Consider the following 23,125-nt stretch of genomic DNA (forward strand, 5'->3'; position numbering starts at 1 on the left):
CCTAGCGGCTTGCTTCGGGTGTGAAGGTCGAGAAATCGACCAACGTGCCCAGCATTTGCAGGTAAGCGACCAACGCATCCATTTCACTGACGCCCGGTTGGCCGTCAAAGTTGCGCACCTGCGCGCCCGGATAGCGTTCCAGCAGACCATCGAAATCGCCGAATGGATCGACCTGCACCATAAAGTCGGCACTTGCTGATGCGATCATTTCTTCGGTGTAGGGCACGCCAACCATGGCATGTGTCCCCAGCAGATCTTCGATATAGGTCGGCTCGATCAATGTGTCGGTCAGGTAGCCATAGGCCGGCATCACCGATTCCGGCACAACAGACTGTGGATCGGTCAGGTGATCCACATGCCATTCGTCCGAATAGCGGCCACCGACGCGGGCAAGATCAGGCCCTGTCCGTTTCGAGCCCCACTGGAACGGATGGTCATACATCGATTCCGCCGCCAGCGAGTAGTGGCCATAACGCTCGACCTCGTCGCGCATCGGGCGGATCATCTGGCTGTGACAGACGTAGCACCCCTCGCGGATGTAAATCTCGCGTCCGGTCAATTCCAGCGGCGAGTAGGGGCGCATGCCCTCCACTTCTTCGATGGTGTTTTCCAGATAGAAAAGCGGTGCGATTTCGACGATACCGCCGACAGTCACGACCAGAAGGCTACCCGCCAGCAATAAGGTCGCGTTCTTCTCAAGAACTTTGTGACGATCAAGGAAAGCCATGTTCGTTCCTCCTTATTCTGCTGGTGCGGTGACGATTGCAGCCGACTTTTTGCCGAATGCGGTCATCCACAGGTTATAGGTCATGATCAGCGCACCGGTGAGATACATCAGCCCACCAAGGCCGCGCACCACATACATCGGGAACTTGGCGCTCACGGTGTCAGCGAACGAGTTCACGAGGAAACCCTGTGCGTCAACTTCACGCCACATCAGGCCTTCCATGATCCCCGTAACCCACATCGAGGCCGCGTAAAGGATGATCCCGATCGTCGCGAGCCAGAAGTGCCAGCTGACCAGTGTCAGGCTATAGAGGCGCTGCTTGTTCCACAGTTTCGGCGTCAGGAAATAAAGCGCCGAGAAGGTGATCATGCCATTCCAGCCAAGCGCACCGGAGTGCACGTGCCCAATGGTCCAGTCGGTGTAGTGCGACAGGGAGTTCACGGCGCGGATCGACATCATCGGACCCTCGAATGTGGACATCCCGTAAAAGCCCAGCGAAATGACCATCATCCGGATAATCGGGTCGGTGCGGATCTTGTCCCATGCGCCGTTCAGCGTCATCAGGCCGTTGATCATCCCGCCCCAGCTTGGCATCCACAGCACGATCGAGAACACCATGCCAAGGGTCGATGCCCAGTCAGGCAGCGCGGTGTAATGCAGGTGGTGTGGACCGGCCCAGATATAAAGAAAGATCAGCGCCCAGAAGTGGATGATCGACAGCTTGTAGCTGAACACAGGCTTTTCAGCCTGCTTGGGCACAAAGTAATACATCATCCCAAGGAAACCCGCCGTCAGGAAGAAGCCCACGGCGTTGTGGCCATACCACCACTGGGTCATCGCGTCCTGCACACCTGCAAAGGCGCTGACCGAACGCGAGCCAAGGAACGACACCGGAATGGCGAGGTTATTGACCACGTGCAGCATCGCAACGGTGATGATGAACGACAGGAAGAACCAGTTGGCCACATAGATGTGTGGCTCCTTGCGCTTGAGAAGTGTGCCCATGAAGACCAGCAGATAGGCGACCCAGACAATTGTCAGCCACAGGTCAACATACCATTCAGGCTCGGCGTATTCGCGCGATTGCGTGGCGCCCATCAGATAGCCGGTGGCCGCCAGAACGATAAAGAGCTGGTAACCCCAGAAGACGAACCACGACAGGTTGCCGCCCCAAAGGCGCGCCGCACTTGTGCGTTGGACCACGTAAAAGGATGTCGCAATCAGCGCGTTGCCGCCAAAGGCAAAGATCACCGCCGAAGTGTGCAACGGACGCAGGCGGCCAAAGTTGCCATAACCCTGCAAGAATTCATAGTTCAGCTGCGGGAAAGCAAGCTGGAAAGCGATCCAGACACCCACCAGAAATCCGGTGACGCCCCAAAAGGTCGTTGCGATCACACCGGCACGGATGACACCATCCATGTATCCGGTTTCAACGGGGCCTTTTTCGTCCCCAGCTTTTCTGACTGACCAGATGAACAGTCCGGCCGCGACGGCCATGACGATCAGGGCATGGATTTGATAAGCCAAATCTCTTGCCCAGTTCGCCGCCAATGCTGCGCCCAGGGCAATCAGCCCCAAAAGCGCAATCTTGATCCAATCCCACATGACATGCGTTCCCTTCGTTTACCGCGCACGGATTCGTGAACGGTTTTGTCTCATGAGAGGGGGTTTCACATTTCAAGAGGGTGCGTCGCCTTGATCCATGTCAAGTTTTCCCGCGTCATTGATTGATAGATATCAAGGGCGGCTGGGCTGCGACCTGCCAGTTCTTGGACAAGGTTCAGCCGCAAAAAGGGAATCGACCATGGCCTACAAGACACTCTCGCTCGTCGTGACAGACAAAGACGTGGACGCCGCCGCCCTTGATGCGGCGCAGCGGTTGGCACGCCAGAACGATGCTCATCTTGATGTCTATTGCATCGGCGTTGATCCGGCCCGGTATGAGCCGCTCCCCGCCGGTTCGGCAATGATCGTGATGGAATCAGGTGCGGCCGAAGCCCACGAAAGGGCCGAGGAACTTGCGAAATGGGTGCGCTCCAGCTTGAAGAACGCGGGTCTCGCCTTTGCGGTGCAATCCAGCGTCGTGCCCAATCTGGGCCTTGACGGAATGATTTCGCGGCTATCGCGGTATTGCGATCTTGTCGTGGCTTCTCAGCCCTATGGCGACGGGCGTGGCCCCTTGCAGGTAAGCGCGCTTGAGGCGTCACTGTTTGGCACCGGCGCGCCGATCCTTGTGATTCCGCCAACGTCGGACATTGATTATTCCGCCCCGTTTGAACGGGTCGTCGTGGCTTGGAACGAAAGCGACGAAGCCTTTGCGGCAATTCGCAAGGCGCTTCCGATTCTACAGGCAGCCGACCGCGTGGATGTGGTGATGGTCGATCCGCCCAGCCATTCGCCGGAACGATCCGACCCCGGTGGCGCAATCTGCGTGATGCTGGCGCGCCACGGCATCAAGGCCGAGGTGTCAATCCTGTCGCGCACCCTGCCGCGGGTGTCCGACGTCATGGCGCGGTTTGCCAGTGATCGCGACGCAGACCTGATCGTCATGGGTGCTTACGGCCACTCGCGCATGCGCGAGGCGATTCTGGGTGGCGCGACTCGCGATATGCTGGAGGGGGCCGAGCTGCCCCTGCTGATGGCGCACTGATGCGAGGTGCGGCGATGCACACAAATCTGCGTAGTGCTGCGTCAGGCGATCATGCCGCCATCCATGTCGTCGCCGGTTTCCATCACAAGGCGACCGATATCGGGCACCTGCACACGGCGCTTGCCGTCCAGCACGATCACGCCTTCACGCTTGAGGGCGGAAATCTGGCGGCTGACGGTTTCAAGCGTCAGCCCAAGATAATCCGCCATCGCCTCGCGCGTCAGCGGCAGATCAATCGACACTGTGGCGCCACGCGCGGCCATGCCGATGCTGGCCTCGCGCCGCGCAAGGATTGTCAGCAGGCTGGCGATTTTCTCGCGCGCGGTCTTGCGGCCAAGGATCAGCATCCATTCGCGCGCCGCGTCCAGTTCGTCCATCGTCATTTCAAGCAGACGTTCGGAAATCGAGGGCGTTGTGGCCAGCAGTTCCTCGAACGGCTTGCGGCGGAAACAGCACATCGTCACATCGGACACGGCGACAACATCATAGGGCGACCGCGACCGGCCCGGACGACCGATAAAGTCGGACGGCAGCAGCAAACCGACCATCTGTGTGCGCCCGTCCTCCATGGTCTGGCTCAGGGACGATACGCCACGCACAACGGACGCGACGAACGGCATGTCGTCGCCCGCCCAGCAAATCGTCTGCCCCGCAGAATAGTTGCGGTAGTATTTGATCTCTTCAAGTGTTTCGAGTTCGTCCGTCTCGCATTTTGCGCAAACGGCGCGGTGCCTGATCGGGCATTCCGCACAATCGATCTCGGCGGTCATCGTTTTGGCCATTTCTGTGCCCCCTGTTCGCATTCGGGCTGGGGGCAGTGTAGTTCATTTTTCCAAAGGATATGCAATGCCCTCCGTTAAACGACTTCGCGATCTGGGTCTATTTGACGCGCGTGCACCGCGTTATACAAGTTACCCACCCGCGAACCACTTTGCCAATGACGTGACACCGGACACGACAGCCGACTGGATCAGGACGATCAAACCGGGCGCGCGGGTATCGCTTTATGTGCATATTCCCTATTGCCGTCGGCTGTGCTGGTTCTGCGCCTGCCGCACCCAAGGCACGACGACAGACCGCCCGCTGGTCCCTTATTTGCAACAACTTAAAGATGAATTGGCGTTGATTGACGCGCTTTTGCCGCAGGACGTTGTGATCAGCCAGATCCATTTTGGCGGCGGCACGCCAACCCTTCTTCCGCCGCATATGCTGCGCGCGCTGGGCGAATCCCTGCGGGGTTTGCGCGCCGAGGCCGACAATTTGCAATTCTCGGTCGAAATTGACCCGACCGAAGTTGATCAGGCGCGCATAGATGCGCTCATGGATGTCGGCATGACGCGCGCCAGCATCGGCGTGCAGGATTTCGACCCGCTGGTGCAAGAATCAATCGGGCGCATCCAAAGCTTTGACGTGACCAATAACGTGGTCGACATGCTGCGCCGCGCTGGTGTGAAAAGCCTGAACATGGACGTGCTCTATGGTCTGCCGCACCAGACCAAATCGCGCATGACCGATAGCGTGCAAAAAGTGCTGTCACTGACGCCCGATCGTGTCGCGCTTTATGGCTATGCGCATGTGCCGTGGATGGCCAAGCGGCAGGTGATGATTCCGGCAGATGCTTTGCCGGACGCCGAAGAACGGCTGGAATTGTTCGATACCGCCCGCCGCCTGTTCAAATGGGACGGCTACCGCGAAATCGGCATCGACCATTACGCGCGCGAGGGCGACAGCCTTGCCGATGCGGATCGCACCAAGACCATGCGCCGCAATTTCCAAGGCTACACGGATGACAATTCCGATGTGCTGATCGGCATGGGCGCGTCCGCCATTTCGCGGTATCCGCAGGGCTATGCGCAAAACCTGTCGACCTCGTCGAAATATGCCAAGGCCATTCAGGACGGCCACCTTGCCACGGAACGCGGCCACACGATGACCGATGAGGACCAGCTTCGCGCCGCGATGATCGAAATGATCATGTGTCGCTTTGAACTGGACCTTGCTGAAATCGCCGAAAAATTCAACGAACCCATCGCGGCATTGCGTGACCGGACCCAAGCCCTGCGCGACCGCCTTGGTGAATTTGTCGAACTGCGCGGCGATGTGATCCACATCACCCAAAGCGCGCGGCTAATTGCACGGATCGCGGCGCAGGAACTTGATGGCTACGTCATGCCCGAAGGCCGCCACAGCCGCGCGATGTAGCTTGCACCCCCTTGGTGCCAGTGACAAAGCTGGCCGCAAGGGGGATCGCAATGCGTCTGGGTATCGTCGTTCTTGTGCTGGCTTATGTCCTAAGCCAGTTTTACCGTGCCTTTCTGGCCGTACTTGCGCCTGCGCTGAGCGCTGATATTGGCGCGACACCCGAAGATCTGGCGCAGGCTTCGGGCCTTTGGTTTCTGGTATTCGCTGCGATGCAAATTCCGGTCGGAGCCGCACTTGATAGCATCGGACCACGGCGCACGGCTGCGGGTCTGTTTGCGCTGGGCGGGGCAGGTGGCGCGCTGGTCTTTGCCATGGCAACCACACCGGCGCATATTTCCATCGCAATGGTGCTGATCGGGATCGGCTGTTCCCCTGTTCTGATGGCGTCCTATTACATCTTTGCGCGGGTCTATCCGGTGGCGGTCTTTGCCACATTGGCCGGCGCTGTGATCGGGTTCGGATCTCTTGGCAATATCGCGAGTTCAGCGCCTATGGCGTGGGCCGCCGAAGCCTTTGGCTGGCGTGAAACGCTGTTCGGGCTGGCGGCGGTGACTTTTGCTGTTGCCGCGCTGATCTATGTCACCGTCAGTGATCCGGAAAAGGTCCAGCATGACCAAAAGGGCTCGGTCCTCGATCTGCTGAAAATCCCCGCACTTTGGCTGATCTTTCCGATGATGTTCGTCAACTACGCGCCCTCGGCTGGTTTGCGCGGGCTTTGGGCGGGGCCATATGCGGCCGATGTGTTTGGCGCAGATGCGATCCGCATCGGGCAGGTCACGCTGATCATGGGGCTGGCGATGGTTGCGGGCAATTTCCTTTACGGGCCGATGGATCGGCTGCTGAAAACCCGCAAATGGGTAATCTTTGGTGGCAATGCCATCGGCGCGCTGGGCTGTTTCGCGCTGTTTGCGATGCCTGATACGTCTATCTGGTATTCCGCCGTCCTGCTGGGTGTGGTCGGCCTGTTTGGTGCGTCTTTTCCTGTGCTGATCGCCCATGGCCGCGCGTTCTTTCCCGCGCATCTGACGGGGCGGGGCGTGACCTTGATGAACCTCTTTGGGATCGGTGGCGTCGGCCTGATGCAGTTCGTCACGGGGCGCATTTACGATGTGTCCTCGGACGCGGGCGCAACGCAGGCTTACCAGTCGATTTTTCTGTTCTATGGCCTGCTGATCTGCGCCGGCCTTGCCGTCTATGCCTTTAGTCGCGACCGCACCGATTAGTCGCCCCTTCCCCTTGGTCGCCAATGCCGCTATGCAGCACGCGGTTAAACCAAGGAGCCATAAAGATGGGCTATAAAGTCGTCGTTGTCGGTGCCACAGGTAACGTGGGCCGCGAAATGCTGAACATTCTGGCCGAACGCCAGTTTCCCGCCGATGAGGTTGCCGTTCTGGCCAGCCGCAAATCGCTGGGCACCGAAGTTTCGTTTGGCGACAAGACCCTGAAAACCCAAGACCTTGATACCTTTGATTTCACGGGCTGGGATATGGCCCTGTTCGCCGTCGGTTCGGACGCGACCAAGATTTATGCACCCAAGGCCGCCAAGGCGGGTTGTGTCGTGATCGACAATTCGTCGCTGTATCGCTATGACCCCGATGTGCCGCTGATCGTGCCCGAAGTGAACGCCGATGCGATTCACGGCTATGCCAAGAAAAACATCATCGCCAATCCCAACTGTTCCACCGCGCAGATGGTTGTCGCCCTGAAACCCCTGCACGACCGCGCCAAGATCAAGCGCGTTGTCGTATCGACCTACCAGTCCGTATCCGGCAGCGGCAAAGACGCGATCGACGAGCTTTGGAACCAGACCAAGGGCGTTTACGTCCCCGGTCAGGAAGTCGCGCCAAGCGTCTACCCCAAGCAGATCGCGTTCAACGTGATCCCGCATATTGACGTGTTCATGGACAGCGGTGACACCAAGGAAGAATGGAAAATGGTCGCCGAGACCAAAAAGATCGTCGATCCGGCAATCAAGGTCACGGCCACTTGCGTGCGCGTGCCTGTGTTTGTCGGCCATTCGGAATCGATCAACATCGAATTCGAAGAGTTCCTGGACGAGGACGAGGCCCGTGACATCCTGCGCGAATCCCCCGGCATCATGGTGATCGACAAGCGCGAGGACGGTGGCTACGTCACCCCGATCGAATGCGTTGGCGATTTTGCCACCTTTGTCAGCCGCATCCGTCAGGACAGCACGATTGATAACGGCCTGAACCTGTGGTGCGTCAGCGACAATCTGCGCAAGGGTGCCGCCCTGAACGCCGTGCAGATCGCCGAACTACTGGGCGCGAAAGTGCTGAAAAAGGGCTAGTCAGCCCAATTTAGGATATGACAACATTGTTTCCGGCCGTGCACCTGCGCGGCCGGAAACAAGATGTTGCGCTCGGCCCAATGTGGTAGACTGCTGTCATGTTGTGGAGAATGATCAAAACCGTCTTGATCCTGCCGGGCACTGCTTTGGTCTATGTGCCGCTGCTCATTCACTATTTCACGGGTGGCTGGCCGTTCGGCGGGTCTGTCGGCGGTGTCACGGCTTGGAGCATCGCCTTTGTGCTGGCCGTTCCCGCGATTGCGCTGGCCGCAACAACCATGCGGCTTTTCGTGCTTCAGGGCAAAGGAACGCCAGCCCCTTGGGACCCGCCCACAAAATTCGTGGTGAGTGGCCCTTACAGCTACGTGCGCAACCCGATGCTAACCTCGGTCATGATCATGATTGCTGCTGAATCCATTGCGTTCAGCAGCTTTGCCCTCTTGGGCTGGGCGGTTGTCTTTTTTGCCCTCAACACAGTCTATTTCATCTATTCGGAAGAACCCGCGCTGGAAAGGCGTTTCGGTAGTGTCTACCGCCACTACAAATCTGCCGTGCCACGTTGGGTGCCAAATCTACGGCCATACAACGCACCGGACGGTGCCTAAGGCGGGTGGATTTTTTCCAGCGCGCCAAGGATTGCACTTTGGCGCGCGTCATACTCTCATGCACACGACTATTTAGGAGTACCCGATGTTGCGCCCCATTCTTGCGTCCAGCCTTGTTGCCCTGATCGCCGCCACCCCCGCGCTGGCTGATCGGTTCGAGGCACCTGCCGATATCACCGCCGTAACAATCTACCCCGAAGGCGCCAGCGTTACGCGCCAAGTTATTGTCGATGTGCCCGCTGGCACGCATGAGGTTGTTGTGCCGGGCCTGCCCGAAAACACCTATGCCGATGCCCTGCGCGTAACGCCATCGGACGGTGTGCGGATCGGCGCTGTGTCGCTTGCCACGGGCCGTCAGCCCGTCACCGACGACACCCCCAGCGCCGAGGTTGAAACCGCTAAGGCCGAGGTGGAACGGCTTGAACAGGTCTTGCGTGACCACGACACCAAGATTTCCATGATCCGTTTGCGTGTAGCCGCCGCCGAAGAACAGGTCGCGTTCTTGCGCGGGCTTGGCAATCAGGACGGTCTGGCTGCGGCATCGCCGGATGATATCCGCGCGCTGGCGCAGCTGGTTGGGTCCGAAGTCCTTGCCGCGCAACAATCCGCGCTTGAGGCCGAGGTGGAAGCTCAAGCCGCCCTGCGCGCCCGTGCCGATGATGCCGAATTGCTGGATAAGGCGCGACAGGCCCTTGCCGCGCTGACAGCCCCCGTCGATCAGGGTGCCGTGTTGACCCTGACCGTGCAAACCGAAACGGACGGCCCTGTCACGCTGGATATTTCCACGATCGTCAGCGAGGCCATGTGGCGCCCCACCTACGATCTGCGCCTGACCCGCGGCGACACCCCGACCCTTGAAATTGACCGCAACGTGCTGGTGACCCAATACAGCGGCGAAGATTGGGACGGCGTGGCACTGACCCTGTCCACCGCCCGCCCCGGTGAACAAAGTGCTGCTGGCGAGGTGTATGGAATCCCGCGCCGGATCATCAGCGAGGTCGAGTTGGATCGCGCGCGCGGTGCGGATGTCAGCGCCTTGGGCGGGATGGCGGAACCGGCGATGGAAATGGCCCCGGTGGTTGTGATGGAAGAACGTGGCATGACCGCCAATTTTCAGGGCGCAAACGTCACCTATACTTACTCTGGCAGCGTCACGATCCGTGACGGTGTGGACGATCTGCGCCTGACGCTGGACACACAGACCGTCACGCCCGAAATCTGGGCCGCCGCCGCGCCGTTGGGTGACGACAGCGCTTATATGGTCGCTGAAATGACCAACACCACGGGCGAGGTGATCCTGCCCGGTCAGGCCTTGTTGATCGCTGATGGCAGCCTTGTGGGCTTTACCGATCTGCCGCTGGTCGCCGCTGGTGACGACACGAAAATCGGCTTTGGCGTGATCGATGGGATCCGCCTGACCCGCATCGTGCCCAACCGGACCGAGGGCGATATAGGGGTGATTTCGCGCAGCAACCAGCAGACCGAAACCGCCGTGATCACCGTTGAAAACCTGACCGGTGAAACTTGGCCAATCCGCCTGCGTGACCGCACCTACTATTCTGATCAGGACGATCTTGTGGTGGATTACACCGCCAGCCTGCCCGTCACCGTGGAAGCCCCCGAAGGGCGGCGCGGCGTGCTGGAATGGCAGTTTGATCTGGGCGCAGGCGAAGAACAGGAAATCACGCTGGAAAGCAGCCTGACATGGCCCACGGGATATGTGCTGCAATAGCACGCACGTTGCGGGCCGTTCCTAAAACCGCTCGGCCCGCAGCACTTCGCAGTCGCTGATCGTGACGACGCCCATGTGCCGCTCAACCACCTTGAACGCGGCGTCGAGCAGATCATCCAGACGTTCCGGCCGGATGATGCAGATAACTTGCATCATCCCGGAACGCCCCACTTGCCCCTCGCGCGACCATTGGCCCGAACGCCCCGATCCGCCCAGCACCGGCAGGATCGAATAGCCCTGCACGCCCGCCTCGTCCAATGCGTCGGTCAGGCGACGCTCCATCGGTGCTTCGATGATGATTGCCACGCGTTTTGCCTTGTGCGTTTCCATCAGGTGACCCCCACGATTGCGCTGGCCACCGCCACATACAGCGGAATGCCAATGGTAAGATTGAACGGGAATGTAACACCCAGCGACAACGTCAGATAGATCGACGGGTTCGCCTCGGGTAGGGCGACGCGCATGGCGGCGGGCACGGCAATATAACTGGCCGAGGCCGACAGCACCATCATCAGCGCCACGCCGCCCGCCGACAGCCCGATCAGCACGCCGAACCCAAGGCCCAGCAGCGACCCGACCAGCGGCATGACCATCGCGAATGCAACCGTGCCAAGGCTGAGCTGGCCGCGCACTTCGCGCAGGCCCCGCCCGGCGACAAGGCCCATGTCCAGCAGGAACAGACACAAAACTCCGGTGAACGGCGCGACGATAAAGCTGGATATCTTGTCCAGCCCGTCTTGCCCCGTGATTGCGCCAATCGCGAAGGACCCGACCAAAAGCACGATGGATCCGTTCAGCAGGATTTCACGCAACAAGGTCGCATCCATCCGCCCACCATCGGGCGCGCTGCGAGCAACCAGCCACAAGGCCGACAGGATCGCGGGCGCTTCCATCGCAGCAGCCACGGCGACCATATAACCTTCGGCGTCGATCATGCGGCCTTCAAGAACCGATGAGGCGGCGACAAACGTCACAATCGAAATCGACCCGTAATGCGCCGCGACCGCCGCTGAATCCAACCGGTTCAGGTTCGTCATCACTCGCAACAATCCAAACGCGATGAAGGGCAGCACGAACGACAGGATCACCCCTGCGCCAAGGCTGGCCAGCAGGCGCGCATCGACGCCGTGCGCCGCCACGCTCGCCCCGCCCTTGAACCCGATCGCGAACAGCAGATAAAGCGACAGGCCTTTGGCGACCGCTTCGGGGACGGACAGGTCAGATCGGGCCAAAGCAGCGGCAAGGCCAAGCACGAAAAACAAAATGACAGGGGACAGCAGGTTCGTTGCGGCAAGGTCGATGATATCGGCCAATGTCTCACTCCAAGTTGACTTGGGGTCAGTTAGCACCTCTTGCGTGAATGTAAATGCTATACCTGAACAAAACCGTCAGAAAGAGGGTCATAGGTTTCCAGCCCGCCTTCGCCAATATCCGTCCACATGCCATGCAGCGACAGCATTCCGTCATCAATTGCGGCTTGCACAAAAGGAAATGTCATCAGGTTTTCCAGCGACACCAACACGGATTCCTTTTCCAGCTGACGCAGGCGCGCGGCGTCGTCCCCCTTGTTCAGACGATCAAAACCGGGGCGCAGGATATCCATCCACCGACCTACGAAACTTGTCGATTTTTCCAGTTCCGGCGCATGACCCGAACACATGTCATAACACCCCTGCACGCCACCACAGTTGGAATGCCCCAGCACAATAAGATGCGCGACCTTGAGGGTGCTGACGGCATATTCGATCGCGGCCGATGTCCCGTGATGATCGCCATCGGGCGTGTATTGCGGGATCAGGTTGGCAATGTTGCGGTGGATAAAGAATTCGCCCTGATCGGCTCCAAAGATCGAGGTCACATGCACACGGCTGTCACAGCATGACACGACCATCGCACGCGGATGCTGGCCCATCTCGGCCAAGTGGCGATACCAGCTGCGGTTGTCGGTAAATGATGTTGCCTTCCACCCGTGATAACGTTTCACAAGGTAGTCGGGCAGTGGCTTGGCAAATTTCATACTTGGTTTCCTTGGTTGCGGGCATGAATAGGCCGGATTTTCACGAATTTCGAGCGATTTTTGCGCCCTGCATAAACCGGTTGGGAACCATGTCTGGCTAGAACGGCCATATGAAACATGATCCGACCCGTGATATGCGCGACTGTGCGCAGGTTTTCTTGCTGCGTCCGCGCGATACGCTGCGCGTTGATCCGGTGCCGATTTCGCAGATGGTCGACACCCTGGGCGAGATCGGGGCCGAAGAAGCGATTTGCAACAAGTTGGAGGATCTGACGCGCCACATGCGCCGGATCGTCGATTTTCACACAGCTTGCGACTTCGAGGGGCTGGCAACGCGCGCCAGATCGGTCGTGGATCTTGCCGATTGCATTGGTTTGCCGTTGCTGGCCAAGGTTGCGCGCGATGTGGTGATTTCGGTGCGCAACTGTGACGACATGGGTGTCGCCGCGACAGTGGCCCGTTTGGCCCGCATCGCGGACATTGCTTTGTTCGAGGTGGGAAACTTGCAAGACCAGGGCGCATGATCCGGCCCCTTGCGGGAAGGACATAACCCGATAAAGTCACGGCACCGCAGCCGGAGCCTTGATCATGTTCACGCCGACATTTGCCGCACCGTCACCAGACGCGATCCCGTTGATCGCCTGCGACCCGGATGGCACCCAGAACGCACTGGAATCTTTGCCGCAGGCACAGGCAGCCTGGGCGCGCGCGAACGGATTTCAGGGTGGTGCTGGCGATTGCGTGATCTTGCCGAACGCGGATGGCGCAGTGGCCGCCGCGCTGATCGGGCTGGGCAATGCCGAGGCGCAAAAACGCGGTCGGTTCCTTGCCGCCAAAGCGTTGGGAAAGCTGCCGCAAGGGACCTATCAATTGGCAGACGGGTTGAAGATATCCGCGCTTGAGGAGGCCGCTCTTGGTTACCTCCTCGCCAGTTACCGGTTTGATCGCTACGCCGCGAAGAAACCGATGGCGGCGCAGCTTGTCGCCCCCGACGGGATTGACGCGAACCGCCTTATGATCATCGCCGCTGGCGAGTGTCTGACCCGTGATCTGATCAACACGCCTGCGTCGGAAATGGGGCCGGACAACCTTGAAGCGGCAGCGCGTGATCTGGCAAAGCGTCACAGCGCCAACATCGCCGTCATAACGGGCGGCGACCTGTTGGTGGAAAACTTTCCGATGATCCATGCCGTTGGGCGGGCCGCAGATCGCGCGCCGCGCCTGATTGATTTGCGTTGGGGCAAGGCGGGCCCGAAACTGACCCTTGTTGGCAAAGGCGTATGTTTCGATACCGGCGGGCTGAATATCAAACCGGGCGCGTCCATGGGCTTGATGAAAAAGGATATGGGTGGGGCAGCGGCCGTGCTGGGCCTTGCACATATGATCATGGCGCTGGGCCTGCCCGTGCAGTTGCGCGTGTTGATCCCCGCCGTTGAAAACAGCATCGGCGGCAATGCATTCCGGCCGCAGGATATCCTGACCAGCCGCAAGGGTCTGACAGTTGAAATCAACAATACCGATGCCGAAGGGCGGTTGGTGCTGGCCGATGCGCTGGCCTATGCCGACGAAGACAGACCCGACCAGATCATATCGATGGCGACGCTGACGGGGGCCGCGCGGGTGGCAGTTGGCCCCGACATCGCGCCGTTCTTTACGGATGACGACAACATGGCAAGCGCGCTGACTACGGCGTCACGCACAGTTGCCGATCCGGTCTGGCGCATGCCCTTCCACGATCCCTATGAATCAATGATCGAACCCGGCGTGGCCGACCTGGACAACGCCCCAAAAGGCGGTTTTGCAGGCGCGACCACGGCGGCCCTGTTCTTGCGCCGCTTTGTCAGCACCGCGCCCTATACCCATTTCGACATTTATGGCTGGCAACCCAGCGCGGCACCCGCCCGCCCGAAAGGCGGTGTCGGGCAGGGCACCCGCGCGCTCTTGCAAGCCCTGCCTGACATCTTGGGGCTGTGATGGATCGCCGACTTACCCCCGCCAATGACCGTGTCGCCGCAATCGCGCTGAAAGGGCAGGTCGACGCGCCCCGCTTCGTCGACGGCTGGGCGCAAGGCGTGGTGCTGCCGGTTGTGGACCTGTTCAAGACCCCGAAAGGCACACGCGATCGACAGTTGTTGCTTGGCACAACCGTTACGGTGTTCGAGGATGTTGAGGGCTGGAGTTTCGTGCAATCAAACCTTGATGGCTACGTCGGGTATGTTCCGACCTATGCGCTGGGCGATCCGGTTGACGTCAGCCACCGTGTCGCCACCCCCGCAACCCACGCCTATGAAGCGGACACGTTCAAGTCCAAGAACCTGATGCACCTGCCGTTCGGGGCGCAGGTGAAGGTGTTGGACGAACGGGCAAAGTTTTTTGAGACACCCCACGGGTTTGTTCCGAAAAAGCACCTGCGCCCGCTTGCGCAGCCATTCACGGACCCGGTGACTGTCGCGCAGCTGCATTTTGGCACGCCCTATCTTTGGGGCGGCAACAGCACGTTGGGGATTGATTGTTCCGGTCTTGTGCAGGCCGCGCTGGGCGCCTGCGACATCCCGTGCCCGGGTGACAGCGACATGCAACAGGCCGCGCTTGGGCACGACATCGCGACTGACGCGCCATTGCAGCGCGGCGACCTGCTGTTCTGGAAAGGGCATGTGGGGATGATGGTGGACGCTGATACGCTGTTGCACGCCAATGCGCATCACATGGCCGTGGCCTATGAAACGGTCAATGCCGCCATCTTGCGTATCAAGGCGCAGGGTGATGGTGATGTGACGGCGCGCAAGCGCCTTTAGTCACTGGACCGCGCGGATCAGTTTGCGTTCCAGAACCCGCAACACCTGTTTCAGATCGTTGCCGCGTTTCAGGATCTGGCCATCCATGCCCAAGACCGCATACTGCCCCTGTTTCAGACGCAAACGCGGGCGCTTTTCAATGCGGTAAATCGGGTTTTCAGCCGTGCGCCGAAACACCGAAAACACCGCCACATCGCGCAGGCAGGAAATGCCGTAATCGCGCCATTCGCCTGCGGCGACCATCCGGCCATACAGCCCCAGAATCGGCCCTAGTTCGGTGCGGTGGAACGCGATCTGTTCGGGCAAGGCGGCCCCGAACGGCGTGATGTTTTGCACTGTCATGGGATCAGAGTTGCGCGCAATCGCACGCATATCAAGTAAAAGCTGACATTTGCCCGCGCTGACCGTGAAATGGCCCCGCATTTGCCCAGAATTTGCCGGATTCGAAATGTAGCTGAGGATTAGCGAAATGGTCCCGGCGCTGCGGTAACAGCCCCCACCCAGTACGTGGTGTCGGGACCTCGCAATTCCAAAAGAACCCCTGCGTGCAAACGTGGGGGTTTTCTTTTAGCCGCACCAGATCCGCTGAATGCGCTGGCTTTGCGCGATGTCAAAATTGATCCGTTCGGCACGGTAATCCATCGTCACGGCCATTCCGGGGCGGATGACGCGCACGGGGCGCATGATCAGGACACGTTCAAGCGCAGTGGCGTCCTGCCCGATCAGGTCAGCATAGGGGGACGCGCCACAGCTGTCGTCGCCGATGATCGGCATCTGTGGCTGGGTAATCCGCTGATCTGGACTGTCCAGCACCGGTGCCTCGCACGCGGCGAGCACAAGCAGCAAGATTGGAAAAAACCGTTTCATCCTAGTATTTTGGACCCATTGGTCGCGATTGGCAAGAATCTGCGTTGAACTTGCTTGCGGTTTCAAGGAACCTGATGCCAATCAAACCGGAGGAAAGAACCATGCGCACACGTGCCGCCGTTGCCACGCAAGCGGGCAAACCACTTGAAGTCATGGAGGTGAACCTGGATGGCCCACGCGCCGGCGAGGTTCTGGTTGAAATCAAGGCGACCGGCATTTGCCACACCGATGAATTCACGCTGTCAGGCGCTGATCCCGAAGGGCTGTTTCCGGCGATCCTTGGGCACGAAGGCGCGGGCGTGGTTGTTGATGTGGGGCCCGACGTCAAAAGCCTGAAAAAGGGCGATCATGTGATCCCGCTTTACACGCCTGAGTGCCGCGAATGCGAATACTGCCTGAACCCGAAAACCAACCTGTGCCAATCCATCCGCACCACACAGGGCGCGGGGCTGATGCCCGATGGCACCAGCCGCTTCAGCACTTTGGACGGTGATCCGATCCTGCATTACATGGGCTGTTCCACGTTTTCAAACTACACGGTTCTGCCCGAAATCGCGCTGGCCAAGGTCCGCGAGGACGCGCCGTTTGACAAGATTTGCTATATCGGTTGCGGCGTGACCACGGGGATCGGCGCGGTGATCAACACCGCCAAGGTCGAAATCGGCAGCCGCGCGATTGTCTTTGGTCTGGGTGGGATCGGTCTGAACGTCGTGCAGGGATTGCGCCTTGCTGGTGCGGATCAGATTGTCGGGGTTGATCTGAACCCCGACAAGGTTGAAATGGCGACCCGTTTCGGCATGACCGATTTTGTGAACCCGTCCGAAGTTGACGGTGATCTGGTCGCCTATCTCGTGAACCTGACCAAGGGCGGCGCGGACTATACCTTTGATGCCACAGGCAACGTGGGCGTCATGCGCACCGCACTTGAATCTGCCCACAAAGGCTGGGGCGAAAGCATCATCATCGGCGTGGCCCCGGCAGGCGCCGAAATCAGCACGCGGCCCTTCCAGCTGGTCACAGGGCGCAGCTGGCGTGGCACGGCCTTTGGCGGCGCACGCGGGCGCACGGATGTCCCGCAGATTGTCGATTGGTATATGGAGGGAAAGATCGAGATTGATCCGATGATCACCCACACCATGCCGCTGGACGATATCAACAAAGGCTTTGATCTGATGCATGCAGGCAAAAGCATCCGGTCAGTCGTGCTCTATTGAGCGATCTAAATGCATTGGTCCGCAGCTTTTGCGGGCCTTTTGCGTTTGCGGGGATTGGTGTGTCGCGCGGCGGCGCGGCGCAGTTTCATACCGCCACAGCGCAAGGCATTCAGGCGGATGCCGACAGCTTTTGGCGCGCCGCGTCGATTTCCAAGGTTGTGACGGGGCGCACGGTTTGGGCCGCGCTGCACGGCGCTGGTCTGGACGGGACGGAACCGGCGCAGGATTTGCTTGGGTTTTCGTTGCGCGCACCCGATGGCACGGCCCCCACCATCGCACAAATTGCCAGCCATCAATCAGGGCTGACCGATGCCGGTGGATATGCTGTTCCGCTTGGCCAGCCCTTGCAGGACTGGATTGCGCAACGGGGCGCCGCGATTTGGTCGGGCGCGTCTGTTGGCGCGCAGTTTGAATACTGCAACCTTGGCTTTGTGATCATCGCGGCCTGCGCTGAAAAGGTAGCAGGCGAACGTTTTGATACCCTCGCGCAGCGCCATGTGCTTGGGGGCATTGCCGCAGGTTTCAACTGGTCCGGCGTGCCAAGCAACGTTGAAACCGTGCCCACCTACCGTGCGACCAGTGGCCGGTTCGCGCCGCAAATTGACGCGGGTGGCGCGGTCGTGAATCTGCCTGATCCATACGTGCCGGGACAACACACCGCCGCGTTCAGCCCGCAAGGCGGTTTGCGCATCTCGCTGCGCGGCGCTTTGCAACTGGCGCAAACCTTGCCGCTGCATCCGGTCGATACGGGTTGGCAATACGATAGCGCCCGCACACTGGGCGAAATGGACCTGTTCCAGTCCTATGCCTGGGGAATGCAAATCCTTGACGAACCAGCATTTTATCCACGTCCCTTGATCGGGCATTTCGCCAATGCCTACGGGTTTTGCGGTGGTATCTGGTATGACCACCACGCCGATATCGCCTTTACCTATGCGCTGAACGGCTTGGCGATGGGGGATGATGACGATGCCCTGCGCACCGAGGAACGCGCGATTTTCAGTTCAATTGCCGCGCTTGCCTAGGCACCGTAACGGGCCAGAAACGTGGTGACGGCCCCCTGCGCGATGCGTTGCTTTTCAGTGGCCGTGAATTTGTCAGAGATGTTAAAGACCATACGTGTGAACAAGTCCGCCTTGCACAGCTCGTGAAACTGGTCCGCGGCGAGGGTCAAATCGTCAATCGCCAGATCACCGCGTATCACGGCCTGTTCAAAATAGCTCACAAGCCGCCCGCGTATCAACGCGGGACCACTGTTGTAAAACTCGCGCCCCAATTCGGGGAAGCGGTCACTTTCGGCCACGCAAATGCGGAATATCCGTTGGCCAAATTCCGATGTGATAAAGTCGATCATGTGATCGGCAGCGGCGCGCAATACGGTGGCGACAGGCGCGGACATGTCGATCGTTTCGACCGCAAGGTCGGCTTGGCGGCAGCATTCGCCTTTGGCGACCTCCATGAACAACAGGCGCTTGTCGGGGAAGTAACTGTAAAGCGTGGCCTTGGACACGCCCGCGGCGCGCGCGATATCGTCAACGCTGGCCCCTTCAAAACCGCTGGCAAGAAACACCTCGGTCGCGCCCGCAAGGACTTGATCGAACTTGCGCCCCTTCTTGATGGTGTTGCTGCCGTCCGGCATGCGCGTCCTCCTGAATTGCCTAAGGATAAACTGTTTAGTTCAGTTTCGGCAAGCAGAATGGCACGTCATGCCGTAACGGCTTTTGGGTCAGCGGCCCGTCGTTGGGCAGGGCGCGGCCTGTGTGGCCGTGGCCGGATCACAAAGAGGGGCCGGTGTCATTTCATCGGCAAAGGTCATCGTCGGAAGCTGAAAGATAAACGAGTCAGCGGCGGCGGGCAGGGCAGAGGCAACAGCGAGGGCCGCAAGCAAAGCGATCAGAGCGTTTTTCATTTTGATTCTCCATAAGTGAACTGTTGGGTTCAGTTTCTAACTAAACTGGTTGGTTCAGTTTGCAAGCATAAAGTGAACCGACCAGTTCACTTATTTGACTTGCAGGTTGCTGTCGCTGGGTTACTTTAGAATGAATCTAAGAAGTGAGGTTTCTATGATCCCCGGAATTTCAACCCGCCGCCGTTTCCGCGATCTGTCCGAACAGGATATCCTTGCCCTGGCAATCTCGTCCGAGGAAGACGATGCGCGAATCTACCGCAGCTACGCCGAAATGTTGCGGGCGGATTTTCCGGCCTCGGCAACCGTGTTCGATGGCATGGCCGCCGAAGAAGATGAACACCGCCGCAAGCTGATTGACCTGCACGCCAAACGCTTTGGCGATGTGATCCCGTTGATCCGGCGCGAGCATGTATCCGGTTTCTATGCCCGCCGCCCGGTTTGGCTGATCGAGAACCTTGGCATTGACCGTATCCGCGACGAGGCCGCGCAGATGGAGCGCGATGCCGAACGGTTTTATCGTGCCGCCGCCGCCGTCACGACCGATGCCGACACGCGCAAGCTGCTGGGCGATCTGGCCGCTGCCGAGGCGGGCCATACCCGAACCGCCAACGCGCTTGAGGAACAGCATGTCGACGGTGATGCCCGCGACGAAGAGACCAGCGCCGCCCACCGTCAGTTTGTCCTCACCTGGGTGCAGCCGGGCCTTGCCGGATTGATGGACGGGTCTGTGTCGACGCTCGCACCGATCTTTGCCGTGGCCTTTGCCACGCAAAACACATGGACAACATTCCTTGTCGGGCTTGCAGCCTCGGTCGGTGCCGGTATCAGTATGGGTTTCACCGAAGCCGCCTCGGACGATGGCCAAATCTCGGGGCGCGGATCGCCACTGAAACGCGGCTTTGCATCCGGCATCATGACGACGATTGGCGGGCTGGGTCATGCGTTGCCCTACCTGATCGCCGACTTCTGGACCGCAACGGTCATCGCCATCATCGTCGTGTTTGTCGAACTTTGGGCCATCGCGTGGATCCAGAACCGCTATATGCAGACGCCGTTCTTTCGGGCTGCGTTTCAGGTGGTGCTGGGGGGTGCATTGGTGTTCGCAGCCGGCGTTTTGATCGGTTCGGGATAGTCGCGCCGCAAACTGCGTGCTAACCAACGCGCATGTGGGATATCTTTCTTCAGACAGTGCCGTTTTTTGCATTGATCGGCCTTGGTTACGGCGCAGGGCGCACAGGCTTTTTCACGCCCGAAGCCACCGCCTATCTGACCAAGTTCGTGTTCTATTTTGCCTTGTCGGCCATGCTTTTCCGGTTTTCCGCGAACCTGTCCTTGGCCGAGATTATCGACTGGCCGTTCATCTTTGCCTACCTCTGGGGAACCCTGACGATCTATCTGGTCGCCACCGGTGTCGCCCTGCTACGCAATCGCGGGGTCGAGGAAGCGGCCGTCGAGGCGCAATGCGCCGTTATCGGCAACGTCGGGTTTCTTGGCATTCCTATGCTGGTGTTGCTGTTGGGCGAAAACGCGATCGGCCCGATCATGTTGGTGCTAGCGATTGATCTGATCGTCTTTGGCAGCCTGATCGTGATCCTGATCACCGGGTCGCGGGACGGGCGGATGTCGTTTGGGGTGTTGCGCACGGTTGGTCTTGGTTTGCTCAAGAATCCGATGATCGTCGCGATTTCGTTGGGGTTGATTGTGTCTGGCCTGTCCTTGCCGATCCCAGCGCCTGTCAACCAGTTCCTGGCGATCCTCGGCGCGGCTGCAACGCCCGGCGCGCTGTTTGCAATTGGCGCATCCTTGGCGACAAAATCGGCCGAGCGGGTCTTTGTCGCAGGCTGGCTATCGTTCGCCAAGCTGGTTCTGCACCCTGCCGCCGTGGCCTTTGCCGCGTTGATCATGTTTCCGGTCGATGGTTATGCGGCGGGCGTGATGATCGCCGCCGCAGCCTTGCCAGTGGCGGGCAATGTCTACATCTTGGCGCAGCACTACGGGGTCGCGCCGCATCGCGTATCCGCCTCGATCCTGATTTCCACAGTGGCCAGCGTGCTGACCGTGTCAGTCGCCATTGCCCTGATCCAAGGCCTGTAACGGAGCAATCCATGACCGAAACGCCACCCACCTATACGCCCTTGCCGCTGCCCGACCGGCGCGAGATGTCCGACGATCAGATGCTGGATGCGGCGCAGGGGTTTTATGACCACATCAAGACCCGCCACACGATCCGTGACTATTCCGACCGGCCGGTGCCGGCAAAGGTGATCGCGTCTTGCATTCAGGCCGCAGGCACCGCGCCCAGCGGTGCGAACCAGCAGCCTTGGCATTTCGTGGCGATTTCCGATCCGGCGATGAAATCGCGCGTGCGTGCGGCGGCCGAAGAAGAGGAAGTCAAATTCTACGATGGTGGCGGCGGTGATGCCTGGCTCAAGGCGCTTGAACCCATCGGCACGGGCGCGGACAAGCCGCATCTGGATATCGCACCGTGGCTGATCGTGGTTTTTGCCCAGCGTTGGGGCGAACGTGATGGCGAACGGGTCAAGCATTACTATGTCCCCGAAAGTGTCGGGATCGCCACGGGGATGCTGATCACCGCGTTGCATACGGCGGGCCTGTCATGTCTGACCCATACGCCCAATCCGATGAAGTTCCTCAATGAACTATGCGACCGGCCCGACAGTGAAAAACCCATCATGATATTGGCCGTGGGCCACCCCAACGACGTGGCCACCGTGCCCGCCATCGCCAAAAAAAAGAAACCGCTGGACGAAATCATGACCGTCTATGCCGCCAAGGAGTAGCACCATGGAAACCCTCTCTGAAAACCGCTGTTTTGGTGGCACCCAAGGCGTTTACAGCCATCCGTCCAAGGTCTGCGGTGTGGACATGACGTTCGGGTTGTTCCTGCCCGAAGAGGCGGAACACGCACCCGTGCCGGTCCTGTGGTTTCTGTCGGGCCTGACCTGCACCCACGAAAATGCCATGACCAAAGCAGGCGCACAGGTCTGGGCGGCTGAACATGGCGTGGCCCTGTGTTTCTCCGATACCTCGCCGCGCGGCGAGGGTGTTGCCGACGACGATGCCTATGATCTGGGGCAGGGCGCGGGCTTCTACATCGACGCGACCGAGGAACCTTGGGCGAAAAACTTCAAGATGTGGAGCCATATCGCCGATGAACTGCCCGCCGTGCTGGGTGCGAATTTCGCCGTCGATATGGAGCGCCAGTCGATCACCGGTCATTCCATGGGTGGCCACGGCGCGCTGACCATGGCGATGGCCTTGCCGGGGAGGTTCAGGTCTGTGTCGGCCTTTGCGCCAATCTGCAACCCAACGCAAAGTGATTGGGGCCGCAAGCAGTTCGCGGCCTATTGGGGTGACGAAAAGAACTGGGGCCCGCATGACGCGACCCTGTTGATGCAGGGCGATGGTTTCGACGGCCCCATGCTGATCGACACCGGCACCGACGATCAGTTCTGGGATTTGCTGGGCACCGAAGCCTTTGCGAGCGCCATGACCTCGCGCCGCCAGCAAGGCCAGTTGCGCCTGCAAAAGGGCTATGATCATAGCTATTTCTTCATCAGCACCTTTATCGAGGATCACATAGCCTTTCACGCCGAGGCGCTTTATTCGTGAGCATCTACGTCGATGCCGATGCCTGCCCCGTCAAGGCCGAGGTCGAAAAGGTCGGCACCCGCCACCGTGTGCAGGTGTTCATTGTGTCCAACGGCGGCTTGCGGCCGTCGCAAAATCCATTGGTTGAAAACGTGATCGTGCCAGACGGGCCGGATGTGGCCGACATGTGGATCGCGGAGCGCGCGGGCGCGGGTGATGTCGTGATAACCGGTGACATCCCCTTGGCCGCACGTTGCGTTGAAAACGGCGCGCGCGTGCTGAAACACAACGGCGAGGCGCTGACCCAAGCCAATATCGGCAACATCCTTGCGACCCGTGATCTGATGGCCGACATCCGCGCCGCTGATCCATTCCGACAGGGCGGCGGCAAGGCATTCGGCAAGGCCGACAGATCGCGGTTTCTGGACGCGCTGGAACGCGAATTGCGCGCCGTGTCGCAAAGCGGCAAGACGGTTGGCTGATC

At 59.7% G+C, this 23,125-nt stretch carries 26 protein-coding genes; 16 read left to right on the forward strand and 10 right to left on the reverse strand.

The window, feature by feature from the left end; genetic code table 11:
• Window position 1: 1 nt before the first annotated feature.
• Complete coding sequence (ccoO, locus tag SJY21_RS11365) at window positions 2-727, reverse strand: cytochrome-c oxidase, cbb3-type subunit II (protein ID WP_377510512.1); 726 nt, start codon at window positions 725-727, stop codon at window positions 2-4.
• 12 nt (window positions 728-739) lie between these two features.
• Entirely contained in the window at window positions 740-2,332 is a 1,593-nt protein-coding gene (gene ccoN / locus SJY21_RS11370; RefSeq protein WP_377510515.1) for a cytochrome-c oxidase, cbb3-type subunit I, read from the reverse strand.
• Window positions 2,333-2,531: 199 nt separating this feature from the next.
• Here ccoN and SJY21_RS11375 point away from each other — a divergent pair, with 199 nt between their 5' ends.
• A complete protein-coding gene (locus tag SJY21_RS11375; RefSeq protein ID WP_377510518.1) occupies window positions 2,532-3,377 on the forward strand; it encodes a universal stress protein in 846 nt (281 codons plus the stop codon).
• Window positions 3,378-3,418: 41 nt separating this feature from the next.
• On the opposite strand, the gene fnrL is transcribed toward SJY21_RS11375, so the two are convergent.
• The gene (gene fnrL, locus SJY21_RS11380; RefSeq protein WP_377510521.1) at window positions 3,419-4,147 is read right to left on the reverse strand and encodes a transcriptional regulator FnrL; all 729 of its coding nucleotides are present in this window, start codon (window positions 4,145-4,147) and stop codon (window positions 3,419-3,421) included.
• 76 nt (window positions 4,148-4,223) lie between these two features.
• On the opposite strand from fnrL, the gene hemN reads away from it, so the two are divergent.
• From hemN to SJY21_RS11405, 5 genes are all read left to right on the forward strand, one after another.
• On the forward strand, window positions 4,224-5,579 hold the full coding sequence (gene hemN / locus SJY21_RS11385; protein WP_377510524.1) for an oxygen-independent coproporphyrinogen III oxidase: 1,356 nt from the start codon (window positions 4,224-4,226) through the stop codon (window positions 5,577-5,579).
• Between the two features lie 50 nt (window positions 5,580-5,629).
• Window positions 5,630-6,802, forward strand: a complete 1,173-nt coding sequence (locus tag SJY21_RS11390; RefSeq protein WP_377510527.1) for an MFS transporter — start codon at window positions 5,630-5,632, stop codon at window positions 6,800-6,802.
• A gap of 65 nt (window positions 6,803-6,867) precedes the next feature.
• Window positions 6,868-7,890, forward strand: coding sequence for an aspartate-semialdehyde dehydrogenase (locus SJY21_RS11395; RefSeq protein ID WP_377510530.1), 1,023 nt, complete (start codon window positions 6,868-6,870; stop codon window positions 7,888-7,890).
• A 110-nt stretch (window positions 7,891-8,000) separates the two neighbouring features.
• Complete coding sequence (locus SJY21_RS11400) at window positions 8,001-8,495, forward strand: methyltransferase family protein (RefSeq protein ID WP_377510533.1); 495 nt, start codon at window positions 8,001-8,003, stop codon at window positions 8,493-8,495.
• An 85-nt stretch (window positions 8,496-8,580) separates the two neighbouring features.
• Window positions 8,581-10,227, forward strand: a complete 1,647-nt coding sequence (locus tag SJY21_RS11405; protein WP_377510536.1) for a DUF4139 domain-containing protein — start codon at window positions 8,581-8,583, stop codon at window positions 10,225-10,227.
• A gap of 21 nt (window positions 10,228-10,248) precedes the next feature.
• On the opposite strand, the gene SJY21_RS11410 is transcribed toward SJY21_RS11405, so the two are convergent.
• From SJY21_RS11410 to SJY21_RS11420, 3 genes are read right to left on the reverse strand one after another with little or no spacing between them, the layout of a single operon-like run.
• The gene (locus SJY21_RS11410; RefSeq protein WP_377510539.1) at window positions 10,249-10,557 is read right to left on the reverse strand and encodes a P-II family nitrogen regulator; all 309 of its coding nucleotides are present in this window, start codon (window positions 10,555-10,557) and stop codon (window positions 10,249-10,251) included.
• Window positions 10,557-11,540: a sodium-dependent bicarbonate transport family permease gene (locus tag SJY21_RS11415; RefSeq protein WP_377510542.1), complete on the reverse strand. Its 984-nt coding sequence runs from the start codon at window positions 11,538-11,540 to the stop codon at window positions 10,557-10,559. Before SJY21_RS11415 ends, SJY21_RS11410 begins: the two co-directional genes overlap by 1 nt.
• Before the next feature lie 56 nt (window positions 11,541-11,596).
• On the reverse strand, window positions 11,597-12,244 hold the full coding sequence (locus SJY21_RS11420; protein WP_377510545.1) for a carbonic anhydrase: 648 nt from the start codon (window positions 12,242-12,244) through the stop codon (window positions 11,597-11,599).
• 110 nt (window positions 12,245-12,354) lie between these two features.
• Here SJY21_RS11420 and SJY21_RS11425 point away from each other — a divergent pair, with 110 nt between their 5' ends.
• The 3 genes from SJY21_RS11425 to SJY21_RS11435 all read left to right on the forward strand — a co-directional run bounded on the left by SJY21_RS11425 (window position 12,355) and on the right by SJY21_RS11435 (window position 15,039).
• Window positions 12,355-12,768, forward strand: a complete 414-nt coding sequence (locus SJY21_RS11425; RefSeq protein ID WP_377510548.1) for a hypothetical protein — start codon at window positions 12,355-12,357, stop codon at window positions 12,766-12,768.
• A 64-nt stretch (window positions 12,769-12,832) separates the two neighbouring features.
• On the forward strand, window positions 12,833-14,218 hold the full coding sequence (locus SJY21_RS11430) for a leucyl aminopeptidase family protein (RefSeq protein ID WP_377510552.1): 1,386 nt from the start codon (window positions 12,833-12,835) through the stop codon (window positions 14,216-14,218).
• Window positions 14,215-15,039: an NlpC/P60 family protein gene (locus SJY21_RS11435; RefSeq protein WP_377510555.1), complete on the forward strand. Its 825-nt coding sequence runs from the start codon at window positions 14,215-14,217 to the stop codon at window positions 15,037-15,039. The genes SJY21_RS11430 and SJY21_RS11435 overlap by 4 nt, the downstream gene beginning before the upstream one ends.
• On the opposite strand, the gene SJY21_RS11440 is transcribed toward SJY21_RS11435, so the two are convergent.
• Window positions 15,040-15,381 carry a DUF2794 domain-containing protein gene (locus SJY21_RS11440; RefSeq protein WP_377510558.1) on the reverse strand — a complete coding sequence of 114 codons (342 nt, stop codon included), beginning with the start codon at window positions 15,379-15,381 and terminating at the stop codon, window positions 15,040-15,042.
• Window positions 15,382-15,606: 225 nt separating this feature from the next.
• Window positions 15,607-15,906, reverse strand: coding sequence for an I78 family peptidase inhibitor (locus tag SJY21_RS11445; RefSeq protein ID WP_377510561.1), 300 nt, complete (start codon window positions 15,904-15,906; stop codon window positions 15,607-15,609).
• Window positions 15,907-16,007: 101 nt separating this feature from the next.
• Between SJY21_RS11445 and SJY21_RS11450 the strand changes: the two genes are divergently transcribed.
• On the forward strand, window positions 16,008-17,120 hold the full coding sequence (locus SJY21_RS11450; RefSeq protein WP_377513226.1) for an S-(hydroxymethyl)glutathione dehydrogenase/class III alcohol dehydrogenase: 1,113 nt from the start codon (window positions 16,008-16,010) through the stop codon (window positions 17,118-17,120).
• Window positions 17,117-18,145: a serine hydrolase domain-containing protein gene (locus tag SJY21_RS11455; protein WP_377510564.1), complete on the forward strand. Its 1,029-nt coding sequence runs from the start codon at window positions 17,117-17,119 to the stop codon at window positions 18,143-18,145. Before SJY21_RS11450 ends, SJY21_RS11455 begins: the two co-directional genes overlap by 4 nt.
• On the opposite strand, the gene SJY21_RS11460 is transcribed toward SJY21_RS11455, so the two are convergent.
• Window positions 18,142-18,759: a TetR/AcrR family transcriptional regulator gene (locus SJY21_RS11460; protein WP_377510567.1), complete on the reverse strand. Its 618-nt coding sequence runs from the start codon at window positions 18,757-18,759 to the stop codon at window positions 18,142-18,144. The genes SJY21_RS11455 and SJY21_RS11460 overlap by 4 nt on opposite strands.
• A gap of 87 nt (window positions 18,760-18,846) precedes the next feature.
• The gene (locus SJY21_RS11465) at window positions 18,847-19,029 is read right to left on the reverse strand and encodes a hypothetical protein (protein ID WP_377510570.1); all 183 of its coding nucleotides are present in this window, start codon (window positions 19,027-19,029) and stop codon (window positions 18,847-18,849) included.
• A 154-nt stretch (window positions 19,030-19,183) separates the two neighbouring features.
• On the opposite strand from SJY21_RS11465, the gene mbfA reads away from it, so the two are divergent.
• Genes mbfA through SJY21_RS11490 form a run of 5 tightly spaced genes read left to right on the forward strand, consistent with a single transcriptional unit; the run spans window position 19,184 to window position 23,123 of the window.
• Window positions 19,184-20,161, forward strand: a complete 978-nt coding sequence (gene mbfA / locus SJY21_RS11470; RefSeq protein ID WP_377510573.1) for an iron exporter MbfA — start codon at window positions 19,184-19,186, stop codon at window positions 20,159-20,161.
• A gap of 32 nt (window positions 20,162-20,193) precedes the next feature.
• A complete protein-coding gene (locus SJY21_RS11475) occupies window positions 20,194-21,123 on the forward strand; it encodes an AEC family transporter (RefSeq protein ID WP_377510576.1) in 930 nt (309 codons plus the stop codon).
• Between the two features lie 11 nt (window positions 21,124-21,134).
• Window positions 21,135-21,830 carry a nitroreductase family protein gene (locus tag SJY21_RS11480; protein WP_377510579.1) on the forward strand — a complete coding sequence of 232 codons (696 nt, stop codon included), beginning with the start codon at window positions 21,135-21,137 and terminating at the stop codon, window positions 21,828-21,830.
• 4 nt (window positions 21,831-21,834) lie between these two features.
• Entirely contained in the window at window positions 21,835-22,662 is an 828-nt protein-coding gene (gene fghA / locus SJY21_RS11485; RefSeq protein ID WP_377510582.1) for an S-formylglutathione hydrolase, read from the forward strand.
• A complete protein-coding gene (locus SJY21_RS11490; protein ID WP_377510585.1) occupies window positions 22,659-23,123 on the forward strand; it encodes a YaiI/YqxD family protein in 465 nt (154 codons plus the stop codon). The genes fghA and SJY21_RS11490 overlap by 4 nt, the downstream gene beginning before the upstream one ends.
• Window positions 23,124-23,125 lie beyond the last annotated feature (2 nt).

It is taken from the genome of Octadecabacter sp. R77987 (assembly GCF_042466115.1).
Classification (GTDB): domain Bacteria; phylum Pseudomonadota; class Alphaproteobacteria; order Rhodobacterales; family Rhodobacteraceae; genus SW4.

What these genes read in the sequence shown, in the direction of transcription:
- SJY21_RS11460 (WP_377510567.1), bottom strand. Translation starts at nt 18,759, where the DNA reads ATGCCGGACGGCAGCAACACCATCAAGAAGGGGCGCAAGTTCGATCAA.
- SJY21_RS11480 (WP_377510579.1), top strand. Translation starts at nt 21,135, where the DNA reads ATGACCGAAACGCCACCCACCTATACGCCCTTGCCGCTGCCCGACCGG.
- SJY21_RS11440 (WP_377510558.1), bottom strand. Translation starts at nt 15,381, where the DNA reads ATGACAGTGCAAAACATCACGCCGTTCGGGGCCGCCTTGCCCGAACAG.
- SJY21_RS11395 (WP_377510530.1), top strand. Translation starts at nt 6,868, where the DNA reads ATGGGCTATAAAGTCGTCGTTGTCGGTGCCACAGGTAACGTGGGCCGC.
- SJY21_RS11405 (WP_377510536.1), top strand. Translation starts at nt 8,581, where the DNA reads ATGTTGCGCCCCATTCTTGCGTCCAGCCTTGTTGCCCTGATCGCCGCC.
- mbfA (WP_377510573.1), top strand. Translation starts at nt 19,184, where the DNA reads ATGATCCCCGGAATTTCAACCCGCCGCCGTTTCCGCGATCTGTCCGAA.
- SJY21_RS11475 (WP_377510576.1), top strand. Translation starts at nt 20,194, where the DNA reads ATGTGGGATATCTTTCTTCAGACAGTGCCGTTTTTTGCATTGATCGGC.
- fghA (WP_377510582.1), top strand. Translation starts at nt 21,835, where the DNA reads ATGGAAACCCTCTCTGAAAACCGCTGTTTTGGTGGCACCCAAGGCGTT.
- SJY21_RS11420 (WP_377510545.1), bottom strand. Translation starts at nt 12,244, where the DNA reads ATGAAATTTGCCAAGCCACTGCCCGACTACCTTGTGAAACGTTATCAC.
- ccoN (WP_377510515.1), bottom strand. Translation starts at nt 2,332, where the DNA reads ATGTGGGATTGGATCAAGATTGCGCTTTTGGGGCTGATTGCCCTGGGC.
- SJY21_RS11430 (WP_377510552.1), top strand. Translation starts at nt 12,833, where the DNA reads ATGTTCACGCCGACATTTGCCGCACCGTCACCAGACGCGATCCCGTTG.
- SJY21_RS11445 (WP_377510561.1), bottom strand. Translation starts at nt 15,906, where the DNA reads ATGAAACGGTTTTTTCCAATCTTGCTGCTTGTGCTCGCCGCGTGCGAG.
- hemN (WP_377510524.1), top strand. Translation starts at nt 4,224, where the DNA reads ATGCCCTCCGTTAAACGACTTCGCGATCTGGGTCTATTTGACGCGCGT.
- ccoO (WP_377510512.1), bottom strand. Translation starts at nt 727, where the DNA reads ATGGCTTTCCTTGATCGTCACAAAGTTCTTGAGAAGAACGCGACCTTA.
- SJY21_RS11425 (WP_377510548.1), top strand. Translation starts at nt 12,355, where the DNA reads ATGAAACATGATCCGACCCGTGATATGCGCGACTGTGCGCAGGTTTTC.
- SJY21_RS11390 (WP_377510527.1), top strand. Translation starts at nt 5,630, where the DNA reads ATGCGTCTGGGTATCGTCGTTCTTGTGCTGGCTTATGTCCTAAGCCAG.
- SJY21_RS11400 (WP_377510533.1), top strand. Translation starts at nt 8,001, where the DNA reads ATGATCAAAACCGTCTTGATCCTGCCGGGCACTGCTTTGGTCTATGTG.
- SJY21_RS11450 (WP_377513226.1), top strand. Translation starts at nt 16,008, where the DNA reads ATGCGCACACGTGCCGCCGTTGCCACGCAAGCGGGCAAACCACTTGAA.
- SJY21_RS11375 (WP_377510518.1), top strand. Translation starts at nt 2,532, where the DNA reads ATGGCCTACAAGACACTCTCGCTCGTCGTGACAGACAAAGACGTGGAC.
- fnrL (WP_377510521.1), bottom strand. Translation starts at nt 4,147, where the DNA reads ATGACCGCCGAGATCGATTGTGCGGAATGCCCGATCAGGCACCGCGCC.
- SJY21_RS11410 (WP_377510539.1), bottom strand. Translation starts at nt 10,557, where the DNA reads ATGGAAACGCACAAGGCAAAACGCGTGGCAATCATCATCGAAGCACCG.
- SJY21_RS11465 (WP_377510570.1), bottom strand. Translation starts at nt 19,029, where the DNA reads ATGAAAAACGCTCTGATCGCTTTGCTTGCGGCCCTCGCTGTTGCCTCT.